The organism is Psychrobacter sp. AOP22-C1-C5, from assembly GCF_052378885.1.
Taxonomy (GTDB): Bacteria; Pseudomonadota; Gammaproteobacteria; order Pseudomonadales; family Moraxellaceae; genus Psychrobacter.
The window spans coordinates 61,597-87,786 of the sequence record NZ_JBQSYC010000001.1 but is presented as its reverse complement, the minus strand read 5'-3'; the positions used below and the strand labels follow the sequence as shown (position 1 = coordinate 87,786).

Sequence of the window (26,190 nt, the reverse complement as noted above, 5' to 3'; positions counted from 1 at the left end):
TTTAATAAGTAGGGGCTTGTCTTTACAAATAGGCAATTACTTAACGGTAAGCTCATGATTGATGTAAACAACCCCTTGCACACGGCAACAGCAAGGGAGGATTTCGTCATCCTCAATCATGGCAAGCGGGATAAAGGGATAATCAATGGTGTGCGAGCTGGCAATGCGCTTGACTCGGCAACTACCACAATATCCCTCGCGGCATTGATAATTTACCTCGTGTCCTGTGCGTAGCAACCCATCGAGCAGGCTTTCATCATCATGTAAGTAAAACTGTTTTTTACTGGTCATTACCCAAGTCATAGTGTTGATCCTATTGGGATATGTCTTTGTTATTACAGCTACTATTAAATCTTAAAACTGTTACAGCTCAAAGTCATCAAAGTCGCTGTCTGATAAGTCAGAATCAATCTGACCAACCAAGTACGAGCTGATTTCTGTCTCTTGCGGCGCGACTTGCACATTATCAGAAGACAACCACGTATTGATCCACGGAATCGGATTTGATTTTGAGTTCGGGAATGCCGCTGGCAAGCCGACCGCTTCCATACGCAAGTTAGTGATGTATTCGATATACTGGCAAAGAATGTCTTTATTTAGTCCAATCATCGAGCCGTCTTTGAACAGATAGCCTGCCCATTCTTTTTCTTGTTCGGCGGCCTTACGGAATATCTCAATACTTTCTTCATAACACTCTGCGGCAATCTCGACCATCTCAGGATCGTCACGGCCATTGCGCATAAGGTTAAGCATATGCTGCGTACCAGTCAAATGTAGCGCTTCGTCACGAGCGATCAGTTTGATGATCTTGGCATTGCCTTCCATCAATTTGCGCTCAGCAAAGGCAAACGAGCAAGCAAATGAAACATAAAAACGAATGGCTTCTAAGACGTTGACGGCCATGATGCATAAGTACATCTGCTTTTTCAGTGATCTTAAATCTACGGTAACTTGTTCGCCATTGATGGTGTGCGTGCCAGCGCCGTACAAGCTGTATAGCTGTGAATTGCGATACAGCTCGTCATAGTACTGAGCAATATCAGAAGCGCGCTCTAAGATGTGCTCGTTTCGCATGATGTCATCAAAGATAAGGTTTGGGTCATTGACGATATTGCGAATGATGTGCGTGTAGCTGCGTGAGTGAATAGTCTCAGAAAACGACCACGTCTCAATCCACGTCTCAAGCTCAGGAATAGACACCAGTGGCAATAACACCACGTTTGGACTGCGACCTTGGATAGAGTCGAGTAGGGTCTGGTACTTGAGGTTGCTCAAAAATATGTGCTGCTCGTGGGATGATAGATTACTAAAGTCCATACGGTCGCGTGACACATCAACTTCTTCTGGACGCCAAAAAAAAGACAGCTGCTTTTCAATCAATTGCTCAAAGATCGGATGCTTTTGTTGGTCATAGCGTGCCACGTTGACTGGCTGACCAAAGAACATCGGCTCTGTTAGGGCATTGTTTGGCGTTTGAGAAAAAATCGAGTAAGTCATGGGACTGCCTTTATAAGTGATACGGTTATTAATGTAAATGTTAAAAATGCTGCTGTAAAAATACTGGGTTGAATGTATCGACGATATTATAGATTCTCTAATGATATCTGTGATGATTCTTGTCCATCGTTCATATACGCTTTGAAAATTTCGCTCAGCTCACTATCATCTAATGCCTCTAATTCATCAAGCGCGCTCTTGCGCAGTGTACCCAAGTCAGCATTTTCCACGGCTTTTTGTACTTCTTTTTTAGTCTGCTTTTTTACCTGTTTTTTAGGTACTCTTGGCGCGTCTGTCTTTGGCTGAGTATCTAAACTTAACTGCTGACGAACGTCGTCGATATCGACAGTGACTTGGACAACATGCGCCTGACCATCGTTTAGGTCTGAAAATACGTTAGGGATAAACAAACCACCGTCTTTGATGATTGCGGTATATTGCACATGACCTCCGTCATTTTAGTTCTGTCTGTGTTTTAATTATAGCGGTAAAGGCGAAATGTTTTTAGCTAAAACTCTATAACTTCTTTAGCCTTTTCTAAAGTTTTGTTCCCTATACCAGATACTTCGCCGAGCTGCTTTAAAGTTAAACCACCATTTTTAACTCGTGCCTTAATTATATCTTTAGCTATATTTCTATTGATATTTAGCAAAGCCTCAAGTTCATCGATGGTAACTTTTTTAGTATGTGGCTTTGCATTTGAAACGACTGAGCTATCTAAATATTCCAACAAATCTGCTAGCATAAGATATATATGGAAAACAAACTTTGTAGCTTCTAATTGAGTGACCTCATCATGAACTCCTTTATTAGTAGCTTTATTATTTCTTTCTAACCACGATCCAAGATAATCAACATGAGCTTTGGCTAAAGTTTTATTCGTATCTGACTGTATAGCTTCATGCATAAACTGCCATAAACGATTAACATATTGATTTTGTTTGAATGTTCTATTATTGATAACTTTATCGTTAGCTGGATAAAGATTGTCAGCTAAGCTTTCTAGCAAACGTCGACAAGTAGTTAGTGCCTGTGACCATTCTTCCTTATTATCAGAAGAAATCGATTTGAATGCTAACATCATCTGTTCTGCTAGCTCAGGATCTATTTCTAAAAATTTATCGTCAACGGCTTCTTTTAGTATGTCAAAACTAATTTTAATAGTACCTGAATATTTTAATTTATCGATTAAGGATGAAATGTAGGAGTAGCAATATTTGTTGATATAAGATAAATGAGCATTTATATTATAAATATAATGTGTACCATCATTGCCTTTTTTTAGTTTTAACAAGCGTTCTGCTATCTGTTCGATTAATACAACAGAATTTAAGCCTCCGGCACCTTCATTAGCTTTATAACCATATAACTCATTTATATCGTTGCTACCACTAAAATAGATATTTATTTTATTTGCGCTCTCAAATATATCTTTATATTTATCTTTTTTTAATTGAACGGCCCCATCTTCTTTTGGAGTTTCGTTAATAACTTTAAAAAGGCTGGCTAAAATAGCTGTGTATTGAACATTTCCTAACTGCAATTGTGTCCAAGCATACACTTCATCTTCGCCTAGCATCAAGGATGCCCTTGCTAGTTTTTGGACAGCTGTGGAAATATTTCCTTTCTTTGATTCTAATTCACATAAAGCTTCTTCTAATATATTTAGTACATCTGTTTTCTTGTCCATAATTAATCTTGTCCTTGATCTGCACTATATATAGGTTCAGAGATAAATAGCTTAGCTTATAGAACTGCTCAATGTACCAAGTAATAAAAAACTAAACAGCGAGCTTAACCCAAGAGCCAAACCCGCCATTCATCAATGTCTTAAATCTTACATGCACCGCCAGCACAATCATCTTCCATATCCGCTTGCGCATCGTTCGCACCATCACGCGTGTTATGGTAGTACAACGTCTTCACACCCATCTTATAAGCGTTTAGCAAGTCTTTTAGCAGTATCTTCATTGGTACACGGCCACCTGCATAACGAACTGGATCGTAGTTGGTGTTGGCAGAGATACTTTGATCAACGAATTTTTGCATGATGGCGACCAGTTTTAGGTAACCGTCATTGTTTGGCATTTGCCATAGTAACTCGTACTGATCTTTTAATTTATCGATCTCAGGCACGACTTGCTTTAAGATGCCATCTTTTGACGCTTTGATAGAGACCAGACCACGTGGTGGCTCGATACCGTTGGTTGCATTGGCAATCTGACTTGAGGTTTCAGACGGCATCAAGGCGGTTAGGGTAGAGTTGCGCAGACCGTGCTCAGTGATCTCGCCACGTAGCGTTTCCCAATCGAGATGTAGCGGCTCTTGGCAGATTTTATCCAAGTCGGCTTTGTACGTATCAATCGGCAAGATACCTTGTGAGTACGTCGTCTCATTAAAGGCAGGGCACGCACCTTGCTCTTTTGCCAATTTGTTTGACGCTTTCAATAGATAGAACTGCAATGCTTCAAACGTCTGATGCGTCAGACCAAGCGCGCTATCATCTGAATAGCGCACGCCATTCTTAGCCAAGTAATAAGCATAGTTAATCACGCCCACACCGAGCGTACGGCGACGCATACTGCCGTTTTGAGCCGCTTTGACGGGATAGTCTTGGTAGTCGAGCAGGGCATCAAGCGCACGCACGATTAGCTCAGCTGGCTCTTCGATGTCGCTGACGTTTTCGACTTTACCCAAGTTGACTGCTGATAGCGTACAAAGCGCGATTTCGCCTTCTTCGTCATTGATGTTATCAAGTGGCTTGGTCGGTAGGGCGATTTCCATACATAGGTTTGACTGGCGAATCGGCGCAACCGTCGCGTCAAATGGGCTGTGGGTGTTGCAATGGTCGACGTTTTGGATGTAGATACGACCCGTACTGGCGCGCTCTTGCATCATTAGGCTGAACAAGTCTGCCGCTGGGATTTGACGGCTACGAATAGCAGGGTCATTTTCATACTTGGTGTATAACTCTTCGAACTTGTCTTGATCTTCAAAGAACGCATCATACAAGCCAGGCGTGTCACCTGGTGAAAATAGCGAGATATCTTGGCCTTTGATCAGGCGGGTATACATGGTTTTGTTTAACTGTACGCCGTAGTCCATGTGACGGACACGGTTGTCTTCCACACCGCGGTTGTTTTTGAGTACCAATAGTGACTCAACTTCTAAATGCCATAGTGGGTAGAATAATGTCGCTGCACCACCGCGCACGCCGCCTTGAGAGCAGCATTTAACCGCAGTTTGGAACAGTTTATAGAATGGTATACAACCAGTGTGTTGTGCTTCACCGCCACGGATAGGGCTACCAAGGGCGCGAATACGGCCTGCATTGATACCGATACCAGCGCGCTGCGACACATAACGCACGATGGCGCTGGTGGTGGCGTTGATTGAGTCTAAGCTATCACCACATTCGATCAATACGCACGAGCTAAATTGACGAGATGGCGTACGCACACCTGACATGATAGGCGTTGGTAGCGAGATTTTGAACTCTGACGTCGCATCATAGAAGCGTTTGACATAGTTCATGCGCTCTGACTTCTCATAACGGCTAAACAAGCACATACCAACGAGCATATATAAGAACTGCGGGCTTTCATAAACGGTTTTGCTCACGCGATCTTGGACAAGGTATTTGCCAGCCATTTGCTCAACGGCTGCATAAGCCAAATTCATATCGCGCCAGTGGTCGAGGTATTCTTCTAGCTCATCAAATTCGGCACGGCTGTAATCAGCCAAGATATGCTCATCATATTTGCCAGCGTCTGTCAGTTTTTTGACGTGATCATAAAGGTGCGGTGGCGTGAATCTATTGTAAGCAATTTTACGCAGATGGAAGATCGCCAAACGTGCCGCTAGATACTGATAGTCAGGCGTCGTTTCAGAAATAAGGTCAGCTGCTGACTTGATGATGGTCTCGTGGATATCGCGAGTCTTGATGCCTTCATAAAACTGAATATGCGACTTTAGCTCAACTTGTGATACTGACACATTTTCTAAACCATCAGCGGCCCACGCGATAACCTTATGAATTTTGTCTAAATTAATAGGTTCTAAACGTCCATCACGTTTGGTTACTTGGATTTTATCAATATGTGTCATGTTACCCTCTTAAGTGGATTGCTATAGTGATGCTGCGCGAGTCATACTCGGCAAGCATTCTTTATAACGCTACAATGCTTGGTTGTGGCAGCCAGTTTTTTTAGGCAAAAAGCTACCACTACTCATGGTGATGGTTAAAATCACTGAGTACTACATATAGCGTGTTTGTTATTAGGTAGGCACAATATAGCGGGAAAATTTTGAAAATACTATATTGATTTTAGGGTAAAACTATGTTGCTGCGAGGTTGTGCTGTGTCCAAATTTTGGCAAAGGACGATGGGATAAGGGTTAAGCGCAAAACAGAAAAATAATAAATTTTTTGTAAAAATTGGCTAGCCGTTTGCTTTTTATTCTCTCACAAATTATCGACCGATAAAGCGCGTGATGACGGCAATAATGAGGGCGCAGATTGTACATCAAACCACAAAAAATCGCCACCCATATGAGTGACGATTTGGACAAAGAGGGACTGACGTTTTTTAAACAAGCGCTGTATATTTAGACAACCATACGTACGGTTTTGGCATTATCAAGTGAGGCATAAAGCACATTTACTTGATCGGCCGCCGTTAAGTATAGATTGACGCGTGCTGAGTGAAAACGTCCCGTTCTAGACGGTTTAACTTCGATAGAGGCCAAATCAAAATCTGGGAACTGACTGCCCAAGATAAGCTTTACTTCATTGAGTAAGCTCTCATGCTCTCCTTCGTGACCAATGATACTCAAAGGATAGTTCATTGGGAAATCCCAAAGCTCAGGGTTTTGGATATCAGTCTTTTTGCCCTTTAAAGTTGCTTGGTTGGTTGCCAATTCAGTCACATTAACCGATCTTTTATTTGCCGGATTTTGGTCATTGTCTTTTGGATCATCGCTCATAACGCTGCCTCACTTTTGTAGGATTATTAATTAATAAACTACCGCACTTAATATTGCTTTTAATAACGCCAAAATATTGAGACATACTCAGTTTTTAAGAACCCAGCGCTCAGATTGGTGTCTTTATTAAGGATAGTTGTTTTATTTCCTCTTTATAATGGCATATGTGAGATTATTCAAGTGCTGTGACGGCTTAGAGAGTTAACAGTGCAACGGGCCATATCACACGATTACGGTAAATAACCTTTTATAGGCGCGATATCAGTTGGAATACTTGTTTCTCCCAAGGCATCTAATAGATTGATTTCGATGGTGCGTGATAATGCCAGCAAGGGCAGTTGATTGGCTGCCAAACCAAATGGCTCTTCGAGCTCCTCGCTCAGCGCATCAAGACCAAAAAAGGTATAGGCAATCACCGCGCTGATTAATGGCGTCGCCCAGCCGAGTGACGCCACCAAGCCAAAAGGCAGCATGATACAGTATAGATAGGTCGTGCGATGCACCAATAGCATGTAAGCAAAAGGTAGTGGTGTGTTATGAATGCGCTCGCAGGCCGCCAGTACTATAGTCATAGACGTCAAACGTTCGTCCATATTTTGTACCATGTGCTCTGACGTCAGCTGCTGACGCCGAATATCCCCAAGCTGTTTACCCATCAAACGCATGAGATAATCGGGCAAATTGTGCGCTTGGCGCATGCTGACGTGATGGATAGGGTTTACGAAGCGTTCGATATCCTGCCAAGGCTCAGTACCACGCAGCCTGTGGCGTACAGCATGAGCAAAGGCGATGGTCAAATGCACCATACTTTTCTGTGAATTATGTCCAGTCTCGTCTTTGTCATCTATAAAGGAGAGCAATTGGCGGGTTAGGCTGCGCGAATCATACACCAACTGTCCCCAGAGTCCTCGTGCTTCCCACCAACGCTGGTAGCTTGCATTGTTCCGAAATCCTAGAAACAGCGATAAAGCAATTCCTAATAAAGTAAAAGTTGCCGTACCATAATAAGGAAAGGAGTCGGGGACCCAATGTTGAATAATTGTGATGACAGTGCTGAGGACAGTAACCAGTAGAACCTGCGGATAGATTTTTGGAATGATTGAACCGCGAAAGGCGAAAAATATTTTGAAAGGGTGGGGTTGCTGCCGAACAATCATGTCAGTTTCCTAGCGGTGGGTGTATATATTTTACGTAATGATACTAAAAGACTATTCTAATTTATCTAAAAACGCTCAATTAAAAAATATAAAAAAAGTTATAAATAATATACAATTATTGTTTACTTTTCTATTATAGACAAATATATGTTATTAGCTGACCATCTAAAACCTGTTTTGATAACAACTATTCAATTATGCAGCTTAGGTGGCCTGACCTGTCACGTCTACGCTCAATCTGACCTTACTCAAATAGAGCAGCAACAATACAATCAATATCAGCAGCGGCTTGAAAATTTTGAGGATAAAACCTCTAAACCGTTTGTCAATCTCAGTGAACCCACGTTAGACACTAGCTTAAAACAACCACCACTTGGTGAAACCCCTTGCTTTAATATCAATCAAGTCAGCCTTCAGCTCCCTGATGAATCGCAGCTTAAAAAAGAGTTTGCTACTATCTTGGGACCTATAAAGTATGGGCAAGGATCTATATTAGGCAAATGCATTGGTCAGCAGGGCTTGAATTATGCCATGCGAAATGTCCAAAACGAGCTGATCAAACAAGGGTTTATCACCACTCAAGCGACTATTGCACCTCAAGATCTAACAAGTGGTGTCCTTAACATCACTATTATACCAGGACGACTCCATAAGGTATGGCGATCTGAAGACGGTCACCCAAAAACGAATATCAGTAATGCGCTCACGCTTTCAGAAGGCGATCTCATCAATCTAAGGGACATTGAAACCAGTTTAGAGAACTTTCGCTTGCCTCAATCGGCGATTACAAATATTGATATTATACCTAGCATCAATACTAGTGATGATGAGCAATACGGCAGTAGCGACTTAGTCGTCGCTCAAAAACGCACTACGCCCATACAATGGCAACTCAGTATAGATGACTCCGGAAATGAAGACACCGGTAAGTACCAAGGCACATTGACCACCAGTATTGATAATCCTTTGAGTGCGAATGATGCGTTAAGCTTATCTTATACCCACTCTATAGATCCTTGGAACGACATAGACCAGCTTTCTAATAATAATAGTCTCTATGTCAACTACCGTTACCCTTATAAAAAATGGCAACTGCAATTGCTTTATAGTGACTATGACTTTAATCAAACCTTAGCGGGTCTTAACCAAGACATCGTCTACAAAGGTAAGTCCAATCAAAGCTCGGTTGGGCTACAAAGGCTGATTCATCGAGACCGTTACTCTAAAACCAGTGCCAGCTTAGAGGGCTATCATAAAAATTCAAAAAACTATTTTGATGACCAAGAAATTGAAGTACAAAGACGTCGTACCTCTGGCTGGAAGGCAGGTATTGAGCATCAGCGCCAAACCTCTTTAGGCGATATGACAGCAAGCTTGCAATATCAAAAAGGGACAGGTGCATTATCGGCTATAGATGCACCTGAAAGCTATATTAGTGAGGCCACCTCTCAGCCCAGTATTTGGAACGCCCAAGTAAGTTTAAGCCATCCATTTAACGTGGATCAATCTTCTTACCAATACACATTTCAATGGCGCGGACAATATAGTCCGCAGTCCCTTATCCCTCAGGATAGATTTAGTATTGGCGGGCGGTACACGACTAAAGGGCTTAGCGACGATCAGAGCCTGTCAGGCGAAAATGGCATGTTGTTACAACAAGAAGTCGCTCGTATCGTACCGCTAACGGGTCAAGTGACCATGATGCCATACGTGACCTTAGATCAAGGCTGGGTTGGTGGCGACAGTGCTCAGTATCTAGCAGGGAAGTATCTTATGAGCACCAGTCTCGGTGCCCGTCTATATGCAAGTAATATAAGCATAGATGGCTTTATTGGTAGAGGGCTCCAAGCGCCTCGGTCCATCGATAAAGACACCACTGGTGGTTTTAGAGTAACTATCTACAACTAGATTTTTGCTAGGTAAATATTCATAGAGCCTATTAGTGTCCTAATCAAGCTAGAAGACTGGCCATTATAATAGTAGTGGCCAGTTTTTTCAGCATTGTCTATAGTTTTTGCCCAACCCTCTAGTCACATACTAATTTATAACATCAATAATAAAAGAATATAAAAATCAATGTTTTATATAATATAAAGTTTTTAGATAAGTATTTGGACCCCCACTTTTTCTATCAAAATAATAGACTTTAAGTAAATCTAAAAAAACTTATAAATTTGTGAAGAAAACGCTAGTCTTTACAATAGTTTATAGATACAATCGCTTACATTTTTTGACATTTATCAACTTTTAAGAGCGATCCTGAGATGAACAAGCAATGCTATAGAGTAGTGTTTAATAAAGCCCGTGGGATGTTCATGGTCGTAAGTGAAATCACGAAAAGCCAGAATAAGACAGCGGGCAATGGTAGTAGTAAGAAGTCTACCGCTATAAAATCAGAGTCGCAATCAGGCACAAAATTATCATATAGCCGTTTGGCTGTCGCAATTTTATGCTGTCAAAGCATGATCTACACTCAGGTTCAGGCCGCCAATAGCCAAATACAAAATACGGCTAGCAATGTCCCAGCTGCCCAACGAGCGGCACTCTTAAAAGCAACCAATGGCACGCCTATTGTTAATATCCGCACCCCTAACAGCAACGGCTTGTCTCACAACACTTATAACCAATTCGATATCGGGTCTAATGGCGCTATACTTAACAACAGTATAGGTGTCGCGAACACCCAATTAGCAGGCGCTATCACAGGCAACCAATATCTGGCTAAAACCGCTGCCAATACTATCTTGAACGAAGTCCGTAGTAGCGCTCCAACCAAGTTTCAAGGCAATCTTGAGATTGCAGGACAGCGCGCAGACGTCATCATTGCCAGCCCATCAGGTTTGCAAATACAAGGTGGCGGCTTTATCAATGCCAATCAAGCAACCCTAACGACTGGCAAACCTAAGATTGACAGTGCTGGCAATCTAACGGGGTTTGATGTCAAGCAAGGTGAGATTCAGTTTGATAATGCGGCGACAGGCAATGCATTAGGTGGTGATCTATATGATGGTAAAAACAAAAACCAAGCCAATTATGTAGATGTCCTAGCAAGGGCGGTGACAATCAATGGTCAAATTCATGCCAATCAAGATGTCAATATCGTTAGTGGTAGTAATACTGTTGATTACGACACGGGCGAAGCGACTAAAATCACTGGGACAGGCACTGTACCGACATTGGCAGTCGATGTCAGTACGCTTGGTGGTATCTACGCAGGCTCTATCAATCTAGTCGGTACGGAGAACGGCTTAGGTGTTAGAAACGCCGGTACTATCAACGCCACTCAGCAGATTGTACTGACCAATTCAGGCAAGATTGAGAACACAGGTGCTATACAGACTACCAAAGCACAGACCAGTTTATTGAGTATCAATGCCACAGGCACGACAGGGAGTATTGAGCATAGTGGCACCATTGGCAGCTATGGCATGATTGATATGCAAGCCGATAAAGATATTACCCTTAATAAAGGCCTTATTAGAAAGAATAGTGCAGGAACAGCCGTACAATTGATGCCAGACATTATACGTATCGATGCTGGGGGTACTCTAAAAGTATCAAACATCTCAGATATTCGTAATAAAAATATTGATGATCAAACTAATATCTATACACATTCAACCCTAGATACGATAGTCGATAGTAAAAGCGCTATCGCATCAAACGGCGGTGTCTCTATTGATGCCGATCGTTATGTACGTCTTTTGGACACTAGTAGCACTTCTGTGGGCGTTGCCGCATTAAACATCAGCTCAAAAAGTGGTACTACGGTTGACAATGCGACGGTCGCTGGGAGCGGTGATGTCTATATCAATTCTCGTATCGCTGATACGACCATTAGTAACAACAGTAAAGTAAGTGCTGTAAAAAACTTGACCATTAGCGCTAATCGTAATGCCACCGTTAGCTCAGGCACCACTATATCAAAAGCTGAGAATCTTATCTTACAAGCAGGTGGTAATGCTCTTATCGACAACAGCGGTAGCATTGTAGTCACTAACGACGCTGCTATGCAAGCTGGAGAACTGGCCTACCTAAAAAATATAAGCCAACCCACTAATATTGGTAAGCAGCTTATTGTTCAAGGTAAGCAAGCAACGGTACTCAATACGACTGCCAATGCCAACGAAGGTATTTATATCAATAGCCAAGGTAAAGATACAACGATTACCAATAGTAATTTAAATAGTGCCAAAGGTGCAATTACTGCTATAGCAAATCAAGCGGCACTAAATGTCAATAAGCTGAATACTAATGCGAATAGCACGATATTAGCGGCTACAGGTGATGTGAGTATTGTAGGTAATAGCAAACTCACAACAGACAATATTGCGATTGAATCTGGACAAAATCTAACCGCTACTCAACTTACTACTGTTAATAAAGACAGCAAGCAAATAGGTAGTATCAATACAAAGTCTAAAGGAACAACGGATATTACAAGCAGTCAGTTGAAGAATACTGGCAATATTTCTGTCAATAGTGATAAGTATCTAACCATCATTGATACTGGCATTGACTCAGGAAAGAACTTAAATCTACAGAGCAAGCAGGCTATCTATAGTAACGCTCGCTTAGATAAAAATGCTGAAGGCGTTGCTTTTAACAATTATGATGTCAGCACCAAGCAAAACACTTTTACGGCAGCCGACGTATTGATTTTGGATAGTACGGGACTACAGAGACATAAAGATACCGATTTTAAAGGCAGTGCTATGCTTTTGAATGCAGGCTCAAGTTATAGCTTATCAAGCAATCTTAATTTCACCACGACAGGCGCTAGCACCAACGTTGACAAAAATATCAATGGCAATATCCAATTTGCGAATAAAGGGGTGATTGCTTTAAATCAGAATCACACTATAAGTGCTAAGAACGATCTAACTATCCAAGCAGACAAAGGCATTACGATAACAAAAGCGCCCAAGATCGTAGCGCAAAATATTGCGCTAAAAACGACAGCAGCAGGCACTGTAAAAAGTGATAAAGGTGTGGACAATACCTTTGGTGATGGCGATATCAATATTGTAGGTACTGAGCTATCAGCAACTGGTACGACAGGTAACGGCCTAGTCATAGATGCAGCCAATCATTTAAATGTGATAGACAGTCAAACTAAATCTGTCGGATCAACTACGATGAAGTCTGGCAACTTAATGCGCTTAAACAATAGTGATATCAGTTCTGGCCAACATCTCACAATTGATAGTAAAAATCAGTTAATCACTAATGGTGAGCGCTATGCCAAAAATGTAGGGACTCAGGAAACACCAAAGTGGCGTAATAGCTTAAAACATATAGCAGGCGATACAATACTGCATGCAGATGAAATCGTTTCGATAAATAGCATTGAGGGGCAGCCATATCAGAATACAGGCATAACTGGCGGCGCTGTCATCATAAATTCCGGTAGTACAATTGGCTTAAACACCAATACAAATATCAATGCCACAGGCAATGCAAAACTTGCAAAAAATACGACCAAACTAAGCGATGGTAGAGTTGCCAATACTTTAAACGGTGATCTAATTATTAGTAGTGCCGCTGGTACCTTAACCGTTGATCCAACTAGAGTCACTCTAGGAGCGGCAGGCGATGCAACGTTAGCGGCGCGTGGTGGTCAGCTTTATCTAAAAGGCTATAAAGGTACGCAAGGACTTGGTTCTGAAAAAGTAGTGAAGCTAACCGCTGGTGGTGATATCAATCTGAGTGGTAAAGAGGTGGTCATTGAAGGCAGTGATCTCATTTCAAAGAAAGGATTTAGCGGAAGTAATGTCGTTTTAGTCGATGGCAAGTCAGTAACTACAGCTGGAATCAGTATCACTGCCACTGATGGGAGTGTCGAGTTAAAGGCTATTAAAAACAGTTTTAGTAATTATGTGTCGCCTTACAAGATTAAAAGTATCAATGCTGAAATTGATAAGGCTAAAGCGGAGCTAAGTCAGTCATTTCATAATACTAAATGGGAGGAAGATTATAAGTCACAAACACGTGGCTTTCTGAGGCATGTAAAGCTTCAATGTGAGGACGGTGGCATGATTGGTGGCGGAGAAAGCCACTGTGCTTCTGTATTACAGAAAGATAGAAGTTTCATTAAGGAGTATAGTCCACAATATCTTAGAATGATAGAAAGCACTATTTATAAAGAGTATGGAGCTTATTTGACGCAGCAGAGTGACTTAAGAATTTTAATAGCCGATCTTAATCAAACACTCGAAACCTCTAAAAAAGCATCAACGGGGTTCGAGCACAAAACTGGCTCATTAACAGGTAGCAAAGATATCAATATCACTGCCAAGCAAGGCGTATTAATTGAAGGCACTGAAATAACTAGTAGCGCTGGTGGTATTACTATTACAGCAGAAGGCAATCTTGCACCTGTAGAAGTGAAAGATGATAATGATAAGACAATTGGTATTAACTACGACAGTATTCGTATCACAGGGCTTGCAGACATTTATCAGCAAGGTGATGTAAATAAAGCAGGTAAGGTAACAGGACCCAATTATTCTTATCATCAGCTCATTAATCAGCCGAAACTTACCGCAGATAAAGACATAAAGATACTGGCACAAGGTGGACGTCCTTTAAATTCAGCTTCAATAGTTCTCACTGACAATAATGCCGTGAATATAAACAGCGCTGACATTCAATCAACGAACGGTGATGTGCGTATTGATGCTGCTCGAGGTGACATCAACTTGGAAGCTTCACAAGTTGCCTTTATGGACGGCTCTCAAGCCACCAGTACCTCACGTTCATGGTATGGTAAAAAGAAAACTAAGACGACCACTAAGACCTCTGAGAATAGCAATGCCGTTACTACAGACATTCAAGCCAATAATATTACTTTAAATGCAGACGGTAATATTAGGGTTTACGGCTCAGAACTAGCAGCCAACGCATCTACTGGCCAAATTAATTTGAAAGCTGGTGATGCCTCATATATATATGCCGTTGAAAATATTGATAAAAATACTATTGATATTAAGAAAAAATCTAGCTGGTTAGGCGTTCGCTATAACAAAGAGCATACTAACGATACTAGACAAGAGCTATCGCAACTGCCTGCCAAATTGGTTGCGGATAGTACTCACCTCAAATCAGGTGGTAATACAGTCATACAAGGTGCCATCTTCAATTCAAATAGCGATAATATCCAAGTTGGTGTTGGAACATACGCAGATGCTAATGCAAAAATCATATTAACGACTGTCATTAATCAAATCACAACCACTCACAACCAAGAAAAAGAAAGCACGGTTTGGATGAAGACAGTAGACCAAGGCAGTGTTGTGACTACGGCCTCCCTACCTAAATTTAATCAAACACCGACTATGACAGATGCAAACGGTAAACCAGTAGAAGTATCTATTGACGTTCCTGTCAGTGTTAATAATGATGCTAAAGCTAGCATTCAAAAGGGCACAGAAGAACTAGGAAAAATCGCCCTCAATCTGTCTAAACAACCGGGTTATGAGTATTTGGCAGCACTTGATAAAAACAATGATATCAACTGGGTACAAGTTGACCTGATTCAAAAGAATTGGAACTATACGCAAGAAGGATTGACGCCAGGGGCTGCAGCTTTAATCGCTATTGCTATTACTATCGCAGCAGGTCCAGCAGGTAGCGGCCTTACCGCATCCATGATAGCTACCAATGCTGCTGGTATTGCTTTGCAGACGCAAGCAGTTATTACACTTATTAATAATAAAGGTGATATTAGTAAAACGTTAAAAGATATGGCCAGTAGCGATACCATACGCAATATGGCAACTGCAGCGTTAACCGCAGGTGTAGGTGCCAAATTAGGACTTGGTAGCAGTGTAAATGACACCTTTGCTCAAAAGCTTGCTAACGGTGTCGGTACAGGTGTTACCAATGCTGTTGCTGACGCGGCACTTAATGGTGCAAGCTTCGAAGAGGCTTTAAAAAACAGCTTACGTGGTGCATTGGTTGATGTATTTGCCGCTGAAACGTTCGGAAAGTTTGTAAAAGATTTCGAAGGTGATGACTTTGCGAGCAATTTGGCTCACAAATTAGTCGCTGCTGGTGTTGGCTGTGCTACCGCTAGTGCCAAAAAGCAGGATTGCAATGCGGGTGCTATTGGCGCTGCTGTTGGTGAAACAATAGCGCAGTTTGCTACCAGTGCAGAGGATGAAGTATTTCTTTCTTTCGGTCTATTACCACCTGACGAAATGGATAGGATAGAGAATATATCGAAATTAACAACAGGTGCTATTGCACTTCTTCTAAACGTAGACGTTGATATAGCGGCAAATAGTGCAAGTTTAGCTGTCAAAAATAATCATAATTTTGGAAATAATACTAACCTGAATGAAGGTGTATTAGAAGCTTATGCTTTCGCAGTAGGTATAGTCCTTACTCCTGTAGGTATTCTTCAATCTTACGCAGATTATAATAAGGCTAGTACAGATAAAGAAAAAGCAGCAATTCTAGTTGGATTAGGGTTTCCACCAGCAAAAGCAGCAAGGTTTGTTTCAAAGGCAAAAAAAATAGAGGTACCAAAACAAGTAGCTAAAACATGTTCTTTCCGTGGAGATATGTTAGTTCAAACGATTACTGGTTATAAGCCTATTTCTGAAGTTCAAATCGGTAATATGGTATTGTCCAAGAATGAGATAACTGGTAAGTTGACCTATCAAAGCGTATCTCAGCATTACAATAATGCTTATAGTCAAACCGTATATATTAATATTGAAGATGAGAATGGCAATACGCAAACTATTGTTTCTAACAAAATCCATCCTTTCTTTACTCAAGTTAATACAGGTGATTCGTTACCATCTTCATCAGAAGGGCATAACTATCAAGGTAATATTAATAACGCTCAGTGGATAGATGCTAGCAATCTAAAAGCAGGTTATAAGTTATTATCTGAAGATGGTCAGTGGCAGGTGGTTCAAAGTGTTAGGCAAACTGAAGAATCTTTATCTGCGTACAATTTGACTGTTAATAATGATAATACTTACTTTGTAACTGGCAGTAATAGTACGTATGGGGTTTGGGTTCATAACACGTGTGTTACAGTCTCTAGTTTGGTAAAAAATGACACCTTATTACTTCGTGAAGCTAAAAAATTATCTCAACAGGAAAGTCAGGGTATTAATCAAATGTTAGAGCAGGTTCGTAAAGGCAACAATAATCCTGGAGTAGGCACAAAGGTATTCAATGGTATTACTGAGTTTAGACATGCCAATGGAGGAAGACTTTATGCTAGAAAAAGCGGTTCAAGTTGGGAAATTTTAGGGTATTCTGGAAAAGGTAATCAATCAACAGTTATTAATAGATTAATAACTTTATATGGTAAATAATATGATGTATCAAACAGACTTATTCCATATCGAAACTTCGGATTTTGAACTTACTAGTGATCATTTTTGTGAAATGGTTGATTTTAATCTGTATTACGATAATAAGAAATACTTTGGGAGCGGGTTTACAACCAAGCATATAGACTTTTATTTGAATTCAGTTGAACCAGTTTTTAATAACTATTTTTGGTGTACTAGTTCAATAGTTATTAAAGATTTTACTGTTGATTCATTGATTAGTGCATTAGAAGATATATTCGAAAATCCTACGGCAAGCTTAGAAGATATTTTTACAAGAATAGAATAAAAAGTGTTATTAGAGAATTTTAAGTCGAATATATCCGTTTATATATAACGGATTGACATTTTAAAATCTTTCGTGACTAATAGGCCTATTGCAAGACAAAATTTCGCTGATTAATATTAACAAAGTGCCAAGTACTGACAATAAATTATACAAAAACTCTAATATAGTTATTTATCAAAGTATTTACTTACTACTACTAATAATAGGATAAGAAACAACCCTTGGCTCAGGTGGTGGCGCAGTTCGCATCACCTCGGTCACGGGTTTTTCTGTCGCTTTGTCTTTGATCCAAAAGTCGACATAGCTGTCTTTACTAAACCATGCAGTACCAATATCAGTAGCGAAGTCCAGCTGATAGTTAGTGTTAGCTTTGGCATCAAACATAATCTTAGTAGGCAGAGTATAGTGCCCTGCCATGCGATAAGTGACGGTCAAGGTATGCTTACCCGTCGTAAGCGGATAGATATTATCCCAAGTATCGCTGTAAGTCTCTTTTTTATCTTTAGGTACACGCTTACCATCAATCTCCATGATATAGGCGATACGATCACCAACAAGCTTGGTATGTCGTGGTTCCATTTTACCCATAATCGTTGCGTTAGTGCCTGATACGGGTGGCTGATAGATCAGCTCGCTTGGTAACTCTTTTACATTTTTCATGCTCATACAAGCGGTCAACAAGGGTAACGCACACACCAATACAGTCCACTTCATCACTTATCCTCTATAGAATTTATCTGATAATATAGCTAATTTTTCAAAACATCGGTCGATAAAATACAGCTGGTATAGTTTACCTATTTCTCCTTAAAACAGTAACGTTTTTATTAACAAGTAATGAAAATTTATCTAAATAGCGTGTTGAAATACCTATAGTCAGTTTATCTAGGTTTGATTTTATAACACCCACAAAAAAGCCGAGATAAACTCGGCTCTTTTATATTTAGATTACTAGAAATTAGTCGTTTTCAAGGAAAGAGCGCAGATGCTCAGAGCGTGATGGATGACGCAGTTTACGTAGGGCTTTTGCCTCAATCTGACGAATACGCTCACGGGTTACGTCGAACTGCTTACCGACTTCTTCAAGCGTATGGTCGGTTGGCATGTCGATACCGAAGCGCATTTTTAATACGCGCGCTTCACGCTCAGTCAAGTTACCTAGTACATCACGAGTTGCTTCACGCAGGCCAGCTGATGTTGCATCATCGACAGGACTTGAGATAGTCGAGTCTTCAATGAAGTCACCTAAATGCGAGTCTTCATCATCACCGATTGGCGTCTCCATTGAGATAGGCTCTTTGGCGATTTTCAATACTTTACGGACTTTGACTTCGTCCATTTCTAAGCGTTCGCCTAATTCCTCAGGCGTTGGCTCGCGGCCCATTTCTTGTAGCAACTGACGTGACACACGGTTGATCTTATTGATGGTCTCGATCATGTGTACAGGGATACGAATGGTACGGGCTTGGTCAGCGATAGAGCGGGTAATCGCCTGACGAATCCACCAAGTGGCATACGTCGAGAACTTATAACCACGGCGATATTCAAACTTATCGACCGCTTTCATCAGACCGATGTTACCTTCTTGGATCAGATCCAAGAACTGTAGGCCGCGATTGGTATATTTTTTGGCAATAGAAATAACCAGACGTAGGTTGGCTTCAACCATTTCTTTCTTAGCGCGGCGAGCCTTTGCTTCACCAACTGCCATACGGCGAGCCACATCTTTCATATCGTGGATTTTCATGTCGAGCTGCTGCTCATAGTCACGAATTCGACGTTGTAACAAGATAACGTCATCGGTGACTTTTTCTAGCGTACCAGCAAACGCAGGCTTGCCTTTGATGCGCTCAATGAGCCAATCAACGTTGGTTTCATTGCTTGGGAAGGTTTTACGGAACTCTTCGCGCGGCATACGACCACGACGAATAACCAAACGCATGATTTGACGCTCTTGCTTACGCACATCGTCATAAACGTCATGCATGATAGCCATGACTTGATCTGATAAGCGGTTGTTAAGCTTTAACATCATAAAGCGTTCAGCGAGTAGAGCATAAGCGTCATCAGCTTCGACACTACCACGGCCATAATCTAATAAGGCTTGTTTGGCTTTGATAAATAAATTTTCGATCTCTTCTAGACGCAAGCGTACTTCTTCTGGATCGATGCCGCTGGTTTCTTCTTCAGCTTCGTCCTCAACGTCGTCTTCGTCCTCATCCTCATCATCAAGTGCCAATGCCTTGGTACTGGCTTTTGGTTTGATGATAGGCGGGTTTTCTTTCTCTTCTTTGATTCTCTCTCGCTCTTCTTTTGCCGCCTCTTTTGCTTCTTGAGCAGCAATCTTGTCTTCTTCGGTTTCAGGGTCTAAGAAACCAGTGATGACATCAGAGAGTTTCTTCTCGCCATCTTGTACTTTTTGGTACTCATCAAGGACGAACTGTACCGTACCCGGCCAGTATGACATGGCATGCTGCACATCACGAATACCTTCTTCGATACGCTTAGCAATGGCAATCTCACCTTCGCGGGTGAGTAGGTCAACCGTACCCATCTCACGCATATACATGCGTACAGGGTCAGTAGTACGACCAGGCTCAGTCTCAACTGAAGCCAATACGGCTGCTGCCTCATCCGCCGCCATATCGTCATCACTTGAATCATCGTTCATCAAGATGTCATCGGCATCGGGGGCAGATTCAAAGATTTTAATACCAACGTCGGTTAGCATCTGCACAATATCTTCGATCTGATCGCTTTCGGTAATAGAGTCGGGCAGTTGGTCATTCACCTCAGCATAGGTGAGATACCCTTGCTCTTTTCCCATCTGGATTAAGGTGGCCAGTTGAGATGTGGACTTAGAAACTGACTTATCGTTCATAAATACTCGCTTACTTGCATCGGACATTTTTATATTGTGACTCGCTATCGCTTGCTGGGCGCGTTGATCTTATCAATCGATTGATCAAAATGGGGCGTAGAGGTTGTCAATAATATCAAAAATGAGTTGATATGAATAAAGGATCAAAACACTGCTTAAAAACAGCTAAACATTCAAAAAGGCTTCAAAACAACATGGTCCAAACAATACCACTGTTTAAAAATATATTATTCAAAAATAAAAATAATAGTGCCTAAAAAACGATTTCCTAAAAAATATAATAAAAACGTGCTTAACGGTGGGTGCGCATAGCCATTCACCAAGCAACGCTGCAAATACACAGCGACACAGTTTAACACAGACCGCTGTAATCAAACACGAGGTAGTGATACCTACCCACCATTTTTTGCTGATTATTTGCTTTTACTGCTTATCGGTCGTCAGCAAAACAAAAAAGGATGTACACGCTACTGGGCATAATTATTAATAGTGGGGGCAGTCTTGATACTTTTAAAGGGTTGTCATTTTAGAAGTAAAAATTAAGGCTACAGTCAATCCTAAATAAGATAAGGACAAAAATGATATGGCTAAGTCAATTTATATATAAGCGCTAAGATTGAACAGTGACCATTTGCGCTGACTGCTCCGCTTGCTGGGCACGTAACCAATCATTTAATAACTGAGACTGTTTACGGACAATCGCAAGCTTAATATGATCTGGATTCTTTATTAGCTCTTGCATTTTCTTTTGCAAATGCAGTTTGAGTAACTGCATCACCAAGTTTTCGATCAGCTCATCCAAGCTCAAAACGTTCCTTGCCGTCAACGTCTTATAAAACCCGCCCCAACTACGGCTTAACGTTTCTTGGGTGGTTGATTTCAAATTGGACAAAACAAAATGCGCGGCAGCATTGGCATCTTTTGGCAAATAATTGAGACATCGTTTGATGGTGCTGACGATATCAATCAAAGCCGTATCTTTTAAATCTTCCCAAGCTACAGGACGGAGGATATCAGGCGACGCTTTTTGTTTGATATGGGCAGGTAAGTGCAAGGCATTGATACCAGCTCGTTGCCAAATCACGTCGATAGGATCATCAATCAGTGCCCGCGGCTGAAACAAAAAACAAAGTTGTAGCTGCTGACTGATGGTCATATCCCCATCAAAATCGAGCAGTGCATCTTTTGCCTCAACGTTTTGACTGCGCTTGCCGCCAAGCTTTTGATAAATATCGTTATTAAGTAGATAGCGAAAGCTACTGCCTTTGGGTAAAGCAGTGGTCAATGAGCGCACTTGCGACATCAGCTTGGCTTTACCTTCTGCCAGCGTTAAGTCATAACGCTCACTCAAATAGGCAAAAATATACTGTGACAGCGGCATGGCATTGGCGATCTGCTCACGCATGGCATCGCTGCCCTGACTTTTAATAAAAGTATCTGGGTCATGATTGTTCGGTAAGGTCAAAAACCGCAGTTCTTTATCGTCCGCCAATACAGGTAAGGCTACTTCAAGCGTACGCCAAGCCGCTTTTTGTCCGGCACTATCGCCATCGAAACTTAAGGTCAACGTCGGATTGAGCGTCAACAGTCGCGATATTTGACTCTCATTAATCGCTGTCCCCATGGACGCAACTGCACCATAGATACCCACTTGGTAAAGGGCGATCACATCCATATAGCCTTCGACCACCAGCCAGTTGTTGGCGCGCTGCTGGCGTGATTCATAGTAGCCATACAGCACATGCTGCTTGTGAAAAACGGGAGAATCAGAGGAATTAATATATTTGGGTTTTACTTCGTTGTCGAGCGCACGTCCACCAAAACCAATGGTACGACCTTGATTGTCTCGAATGGGGAAGATCACGCGATCACGCAAGAGATCGTAATCTCGCCCAGATTCTGATTGACGCACCAATCCTAGAGCTTTGAGTCCCTCGATGTCTTGCGGAAACTGATGCTCGAGATGCTGCCAACCGAATGGCGCATAACCCAAACCAAAGGTCTCGAATATCTCTTCTGTAATACCACGCGATAAAAAGTAATGTTTGGCATGAGGGTGAGTGGTGAGATTGTGCTGATAAAACCGCTGTATTTGCTCTAATAGCTCATATAAATTGCCATCTTCGTCAGCAGGGTTATTGATACTGTGCAGATCTGTGATCTCATCACTATCTGTCAGCCACTGAGGTGGATACCCGTTGTCGCCACTATTGGCACTGATGTTATCACTACTGCTTTGATATTCTGAACCATACGAGTCGGCTAGATAAGGCGCTGAGTCATAAGCGCCTAACGGTGGATAATCCCCGTAGCCACTATTATCATCGTAGGCAGGCGAATCTGCATACGCTTGCGAATTCTGAGCTACATTGCTTTGATTTAAGTGATCGTTATTTACGCTATTTTGATTTACGCTATGGTGAGCTATAGTCGGGTTAGGCACAGGTGGCGGGGTAGCAGGTTTAGGTGCACTGCGCTGATAACTGACGTTTTGTTGCTCTTCTTGCGGTACTTCGATGCCTGTTTGTTTTGACAACTCATTCACCGCTTCAATGAACGTTAAGCTCTCATAATCGCGCAAAAAACTGATGGCATTGCCACCGACGCCGCAACCAAAACAGTGATAAATGTTTTTTTGTGGATTGACATAAAAAGAAGGCGATTTTTCGCCATGAAAAGGGCAGCAGCCTTTGTACTCGTTTCCCGCTCGTTTGAGCGTAGTATGACGCCCAATAATACTGATTAAGTCAGCTTGGCTATTTAGTTGCTCAAGAATATGGTTAGGAATGCTCATACAAAAAACAGTTTACCATAGGTCAATTAGGTTGGGACACAGACGATAAAGTAGTGATGGAGAAATAGTAGCGATAGAAAAATAAGGCCAACAGAATGTTGACCTTATTATTTATAACGCGCAATAGACGGTGTGAAATCCATTCAAAGAATCGGACTTAATCCATCATATCTGTATCAGTGTTGGAAGGGGTTAGCAAAATACTGTCACGTTCACCCTCAGGTAGGGTCGTGCGGCGCGTTGGATTGATGTTTTGTGGATCAACGTTCGCTTCTCTGGCTGTAGAGCCGACACTTGACTGGCTAGTGACTCGTTCCGTTGTCGCTTCAGGCAAACCTAAACCTATATTGATACCGTTATTACTCGCAGGAGCAATGCTGGTTGCAGGCGCGCGGGTTGGAGCAGTACTGGCAGCATTGTCGCTTGGCAGTCTTAATTGGTTGGCGTTACGAATTATCTGAGTCTTGGTTGCGCCATTGTATTGACCAGTTGCAGCTGATGTGTCGGTCATGCTTGAGCGACCAAGCTTTCCAAAGGTTATTTTGTTCAGCCAAGTGCTATCACGTTTGGTTTTTAATCTTACACGGCCGTCATTGGTCAGCCAATTCGGGTAGTTAATTTGCAACAGTGTTTTGTACTCGTTTGCCAAGTCCGTCAGACCCAATTTACCATTGCTATAAGCTAGAACGGCGATGGCTTCTGGGATTGATTCACTAAGTGGGTAGTATTGAAATACCCATTTTGCACGGTTTACAGCGGCAACATATGCTTCACGCTCGATATACCAGTTAGCAGCGCTCATCTCGCTCTCCGCAAACTGATTGTAAATAAAGGTCATGCGTTGAGCGGCATCTGGTGCGTAAGGGCTATTAGGGTATTTATTAATAAGCTCTTGGAAGTTGGCAAAAGCAATGCGTAAATAAGCAGTGTCACGCTCCGCTTGATTGAGCTTGAACAGCTTTAAACCTTCTGATGAGCCTTCCATGTTGGCCACGCCGCGTACATAGTAGGCGTAACTTACTTGCGGGTTAGAAGGATATAGACGAATAAACTGATCGGCGCTGGCTGCTGCCATTTCGAACTTACCACTTGCATACTGTGCGTACATCATATCGAGCAGGGCTTGCTCAGCATACTGTCCAGTAGGGTAGAAGGTGCGCAAATTGGTCAAGTCTTCGATAGACTGGTTGTAGCGACCTTTATCAATTTGAGCGATGGCGTCGTTATAGTAACCTTGCTCTGACTTTTCGGCAGTCTCTACCGCATCGGTGTCTTTTTTACCAGTCAGGTTCTTAAAAGTCTGACAACCTACTAGGTTTACGCTGAGCGCAAGTAAGGTGATTGAGGACAGTTTGATAAACGTATTGCCAACAGCTTGCATACTTCTTCTCCGACACAGGACGCACAATAGCAGCGCCATTATGCTATATAAAAGGTTAATAATAAAAAACGATGCTTATGACATCAGTTAACTGTCTACTATTGAGTCTGCTTAGGGTTAAGCAGACTCATCATTAATATGACCTTACATCGAATGCGGTTTTACTATGGTTTTTATGACTTGTGCATTAGATAAAAATCACATTTTATTCTGATAAAATAGGGTTATTGTAAACTACAGTGCCATAGCATACAGCAAAATATGACCATACTTTATAGAATAACGTTTGCTTCGTCTATTTTTTCGTATTTTAACATGCACGGCTAGCGTGAGCGATATTGAATGTCACTGACATGGATAAATATACAGTAAATTACAGCAATGTCATATTTTAGATAGCTAATCATTAATGCCGGCTTGATCAGTCGTACATTGAATTATCATCAAAAATTCCAGATAACGTACCTCGTCTATAGGGCTTGAGCGCGCGACATGGTACACTATCGCGATTATAACTACCCATTTACCACCGAATCAATCGTTAGATACTGATTCATAAGCACAAGAGTCACCAATGCCAAATGACGTTTTAAAGAATAGTGAATTACCTGACAACAATCAGCCAGCACTTGATGAGCAAGTGTATGACGGGGCTATTTCAGAAGAAACGCTCTTAGAAGACAGTGATGCGCTTGATGATGACATGATTGATAGCAACGACGAAGACGATGATATTGATATTGATGACAGCGATGATGATGAAGCGCCAATTGCGGGTCAAGCGGTACCTGTCGTGGTTGATATGACGCATATCGTCACAGAAGATCAGGCAGGTTTGCGTATCGATAAAGTAGCCTCGCAAGTATTTACAGATTTTTCTCGGGTACAGCTGCAAGGTTGGATTACTGATGGTAGTTTGCGTTACAACGACACTGTCCAAAGACCGAAAGTTCGTGTCAAAGCCGATGATGTATTGCATCTATCAACGACTTTGGAGCAACATAGTGAAGATCAACCAGAGAACATAGATATCGATGTCGTCTATGAGGACGATGACGTGTTGGTGATTAATAAACCGGTCGGTATGGTGGTTCACCCTGGTGCAGGCAATCAGACGGGTACTTTGGTCAATGCGCTTTTGTATCATTATCCGCAGCAACATCATTTGCCGCGTGCAGGTCTTGTGCACCGGATCGATAAAGACACCTCAGGGCTATTGCTGATTGGTAAGACCAAGCCTGCCCAATTGGCATTGATGGAGCAGCTAAAAGATAAGTCAGTCTATCGTCATTATCAATGTGTGGTGGCAGGGGATGCGGCAAGCTTACTTCGTCACAGGCGTATTGACGCGCCGATTGGTCGTCATCGCAATCAGCGTACCAAGATGACGGTTATGACAGCAGGACGTGAGGCTGTTACGCATTTATTAAACGTCACCCCTCTTAATGACAATTACTGCCTATTAGATGTGGGGCTTGAAACGGGAAGAACCCATCAGATTCGTGTGCATTTGAGTCATATTACGTATCCGATAGTTGGTGACCGTGTGTATGGTGGTCGTCGTCAACTGCGATCAGGCCTAACAGAAGCTCAGCGTCAAGCGATTAATGGCTTTTCACGTCAAGCCTTGCATGCCTATACTTTAGGTTTTGTGCATCCAACGACAGGCGAAGACATTGAGGTCACGACACCAATGCCAGACGATATGCAACAATTGATGGCAGTGCTAAGCGGCGATTATGGTGACGAGTGAACAGTTATTCGTAACAAGGCCTGTGAATGATTGTCGTAAGAAATAAATAAGTCTCAAATCAGTGCCAGTAACCTAAAAGCAATTCATTAAGATGGTA

15 protein-coding genes are annotated in these 26,190 nt (G+C 41.9%); 4 read left to right on the top strand and 11 right to left on the bottom strand.

Annotated elements, in window-relative coordinates:
* Positions 1-36 precede the first annotated feature (36 nt).
* From yfaE to ACT3TH_RS00300, 7 genes are all read right to left on the bottom strand, one after another.
* On the bottom strand, positions 37-303 hold the full coding sequence (gene yfaE, locus ACT3TH_RS00330; protein ID WP_444753871.1) for a class I ribonucleotide reductase maintenance protein YfaE: 267 nt from the start codon (positions 301-303) through the stop codon (positions 37-39).
* 60 nt (positions 304-363) lie between these two features.
* Positions 364-1,497, bottom strand: coding sequence for a class Ia ribonucleoside-diphosphate reductase subunit beta (nrdB, locus tag ACT3TH_RS00325; RefSeq protein WP_444753870.1), 1,134 nt, complete (start codon positions 1,495-1,497; stop codon positions 364-366).
* Between the two features lie 86 nt (positions 1,498-1,583).
* Positions 1,584-1,940 (bottom strand): hypothetical protein, encoded by a 357-nt coding sequence (locus ACT3TH_RS00320; RefSeq protein ID WP_444753869.1) that lies wholly within the window; start codon positions 1,938-1,940, stop codon positions 1,584-1,586.
* Positions 1,941-2,005: 65 nt separating this feature from the next.
* On the bottom strand, positions 2,006-3,187 hold the full coding sequence (locus tag ACT3TH_RS00315; RefSeq protein ID WP_444753868.1) for a ComEA family DNA-binding protein: 1,182 nt from the start codon (positions 3,185-3,187) through the stop codon (positions 2,006-2,008).
* Positions 3,188-3,327: 140 nt separating this feature from the next.
* Positions 3,328-5,604 (bottom strand): class 1a ribonucleoside-diphosphate reductase subunit alpha, encoded by a 2,277-nt coding sequence (gene nrdA / locus ACT3TH_RS00310; protein ID WP_444753867.1) that lies wholly within the window; start codon positions 5,602-5,604, stop codon positions 3,328-3,330.
* A 500-nt stretch (positions 5,605-6,104) separates the two neighbouring features.
* Complete coding sequence (locus ACT3TH_RS00305) at positions 6,105-6,482, bottom strand: YbeD family protein (RefSeq protein ID WP_444753866.1); 378 nt, start codon at positions 6,480-6,482, stop codon at positions 6,105-6,107.
* A gap of 230 nt (positions 6,483-6,712) precedes the next feature.
* The gene (locus ACT3TH_RS00300) at positions 6,713-7,639 is read right to left on the bottom strand and encodes a bestrophin family protein (RefSeq protein ID WP_444753865.1); all 927 of its coding nucleotides are present in this window, start codon (positions 7,637-7,639) and stop codon (positions 6,713-6,715) included.
* A 147-nt stretch (positions 7,640-7,786) separates the two neighbouring features.
* On the opposite strand from ACT3TH_RS00300, the gene ACT3TH_RS00295 reads away from it, so the two are divergent.
* The 3 genes from ACT3TH_RS00295 to ACT3TH_RS00285 all read left to right on the top strand — a co-directional run bounded on the left by ACT3TH_RS00295 (position 7,787) and on the right by ACT3TH_RS00285 (position 17,284).
* Positions 7,787-9,547 carry a ShlB/FhaC/HecB family hemolysin secretion/activation protein gene (locus tag ACT3TH_RS00295; protein WP_444753864.1) on the top strand — a complete coding sequence of 587 codons (1,761 nt, stop codon included), beginning with the start codon at positions 7,787-7,789 and terminating at the stop codon, positions 9,545-9,547.
* A 356-nt stretch (positions 9,548-9,903) separates the two neighbouring features.
* Entirely contained in the window at positions 9,904-16,977 is a 7,074-nt protein-coding gene (locus ACT3TH_RS00290; protein ID WP_444753863.1) for a two-partner secretion domain-containing protein, read from the top strand.
* Between the two features lies 1 nt (position 16,978).
* The gene (locus ACT3TH_RS00285) at positions 16,979-17,284 is read left to right on the top strand and encodes a hypothetical protein (protein ID WP_444753862.1); all 306 of its coding nucleotides are present in this window, start codon (positions 16,979-16,981) and stop codon (positions 17,282-17,284) included.
* A gap of 183 nt (positions 17,285-17,467) precedes the next feature.
* Here the strand turns inward: ACT3TH_RS00285 and ACT3TH_RS00280 are convergent, their stop codons facing one another.
* From ACT3TH_RS00280 to ACT3TH_RS00265, 4 genes are all read right to left on the bottom strand, one after another.
* On the bottom strand, positions 17,468-17,998 hold the full coding sequence (locus tag ACT3TH_RS00280; protein WP_444753861.1) for a hypothetical protein: 531 nt from the start codon (positions 17,996-17,998) through the stop codon (positions 17,468-17,470).
* Between the two features lie 244 nt (positions 17,999-18,242).
* Positions 18,243-20,165 (bottom strand): RNA polymerase sigma factor RpoD, encoded by a 1,923-nt coding sequence (gene rpoD / locus ACT3TH_RS00275; RefSeq protein ID WP_444753860.1) that lies wholly within the window; start codon positions 20,163-20,165, stop codon positions 18,243-18,245.
* A 610-nt stretch (positions 20,166-20,775) separates the two neighbouring features.
* A complete protein-coding gene (locus tag ACT3TH_RS00270) occupies positions 20,776-22,959 on the bottom strand; it encodes a DNA primase (protein ID WP_444753859.1) in 2,184 nt (727 codons plus the stop codon).
* Positions 22,960-23,116: 157 nt separating this feature from the next.
* Positions 23,117-24,340 (bottom strand): outer membrane protein assembly factor BamD, encoded by a 1,224-nt coding sequence (locus ACT3TH_RS00265; RefSeq protein WP_444753858.1) that lies wholly within the window; start codon positions 24,338-24,340, stop codon positions 23,117-23,119.
* A 703-nt stretch (positions 24,341-25,043) separates the two neighbouring features.
* On the opposite strand from ACT3TH_RS00265, the gene ACT3TH_RS00260 reads away from it, so the two are divergent.
* Positions 25,044-26,093: an RluA family pseudouridine synthase gene (locus tag ACT3TH_RS00260; protein WP_444754259.1), complete on the top strand. Its 1,050-nt coding sequence runs from the start codon at positions 25,044-25,046 to the stop codon at positions 26,091-26,093.
* Positions 26,094-26,190 lie beyond the last annotated feature (97 nt).

Bases quoted from the DNA above. Each gene is read 5' to 3' on its own strand.
- yfaE (WP_444753871.1), bottom strand. From the start codon at position 303: ATGACTTGGGTAATGACCAGTAAAAAACAGTTTTACTTACATGATGAT.
- nrdB (WP_444753870.1), bottom strand. From the start codon at position 1,497: ATGACTTACTCGATTTTTTCTCAAACGCCAAACAATGCCCTAACAGAG.
- ACT3TH_RS00315 (WP_444753868.1), bottom strand. From the start codon at position 3,187: ATGGACAAGAAAACAGATGTACTAAATATATTAGAAGAAGCTTTATGT.
- nrdA (WP_444753867.1), bottom strand. From the start codon at position 5,604: ATGACACATATTGATAAAATCCAAGTAACCAAACGTGATGGACGTTTA.
- ACT3TH_RS00305 (WP_444753866.1), bottom strand. From the start codon at position 6,482: ATGAGCGATGATCCAAAAGACAATGACCAAAATCCGGCAAATAAAAGA.
- ACT3TH_RS00300 (WP_444753865.1), bottom strand. From the start codon at position 7,639: ATGATTGTTCGGCAGCAACCCCACCCTTTCAAAATATTTTTCGCCTTT.
- ACT3TH_RS00295 (WP_444753864.1), top strand. From the start codon at position 7,787: ATGTTATTAGCTGACCATCTAAAACCTGTTTTGATAACAACTATTCAA.
- ACT3TH_RS00290 (WP_444753863.1), top strand. From the start codon at position 9,904: ATGAACAAGCAATGCTATAGAGTAGTGTTTAATAAAGCCCGTGGGATG.
- ACT3TH_RS00285 (WP_444753862.1), top strand. From the start codon at position 16,979: ATGATGTATCAAACAGACTTATTCCATATCGAAACTTCGGATTTTGAA.
- ACT3TH_RS00280 (WP_444753861.1), bottom strand. From the start codon at position 17,998: ATGAAGTGGACTGTATTGGTGTGTGCGTTACCCTTGTTGACCGCTTGT.
- rpoD (WP_444753860.1), bottom strand. From the start codon at position 20,165: ATGAACGATAAGTCAGTTTCTAAGTCCACATCTCAACTGGCCACCTTA.
- ACT3TH_RS00270 (WP_444753859.1), bottom strand. From the start codon at position 22,959: ATGAGCATTCCTAACCATATTCTTGAGCAACTAAATAGCCAAGCTGAC.
- ACT3TH_RS00265 (WP_444753858.1), bottom strand. From the start codon at position 24,340: ATGCAAGCTGTTGGCAATACGTTTATCAAACTGTCCTCAATCACCTTA.
- ACT3TH_RS00260 (WP_444754259.1), top strand. From the start codon at position 25,044: ATGATTGATAGCAACGACGAAGACGATGATATTGATATTGATGACAGC.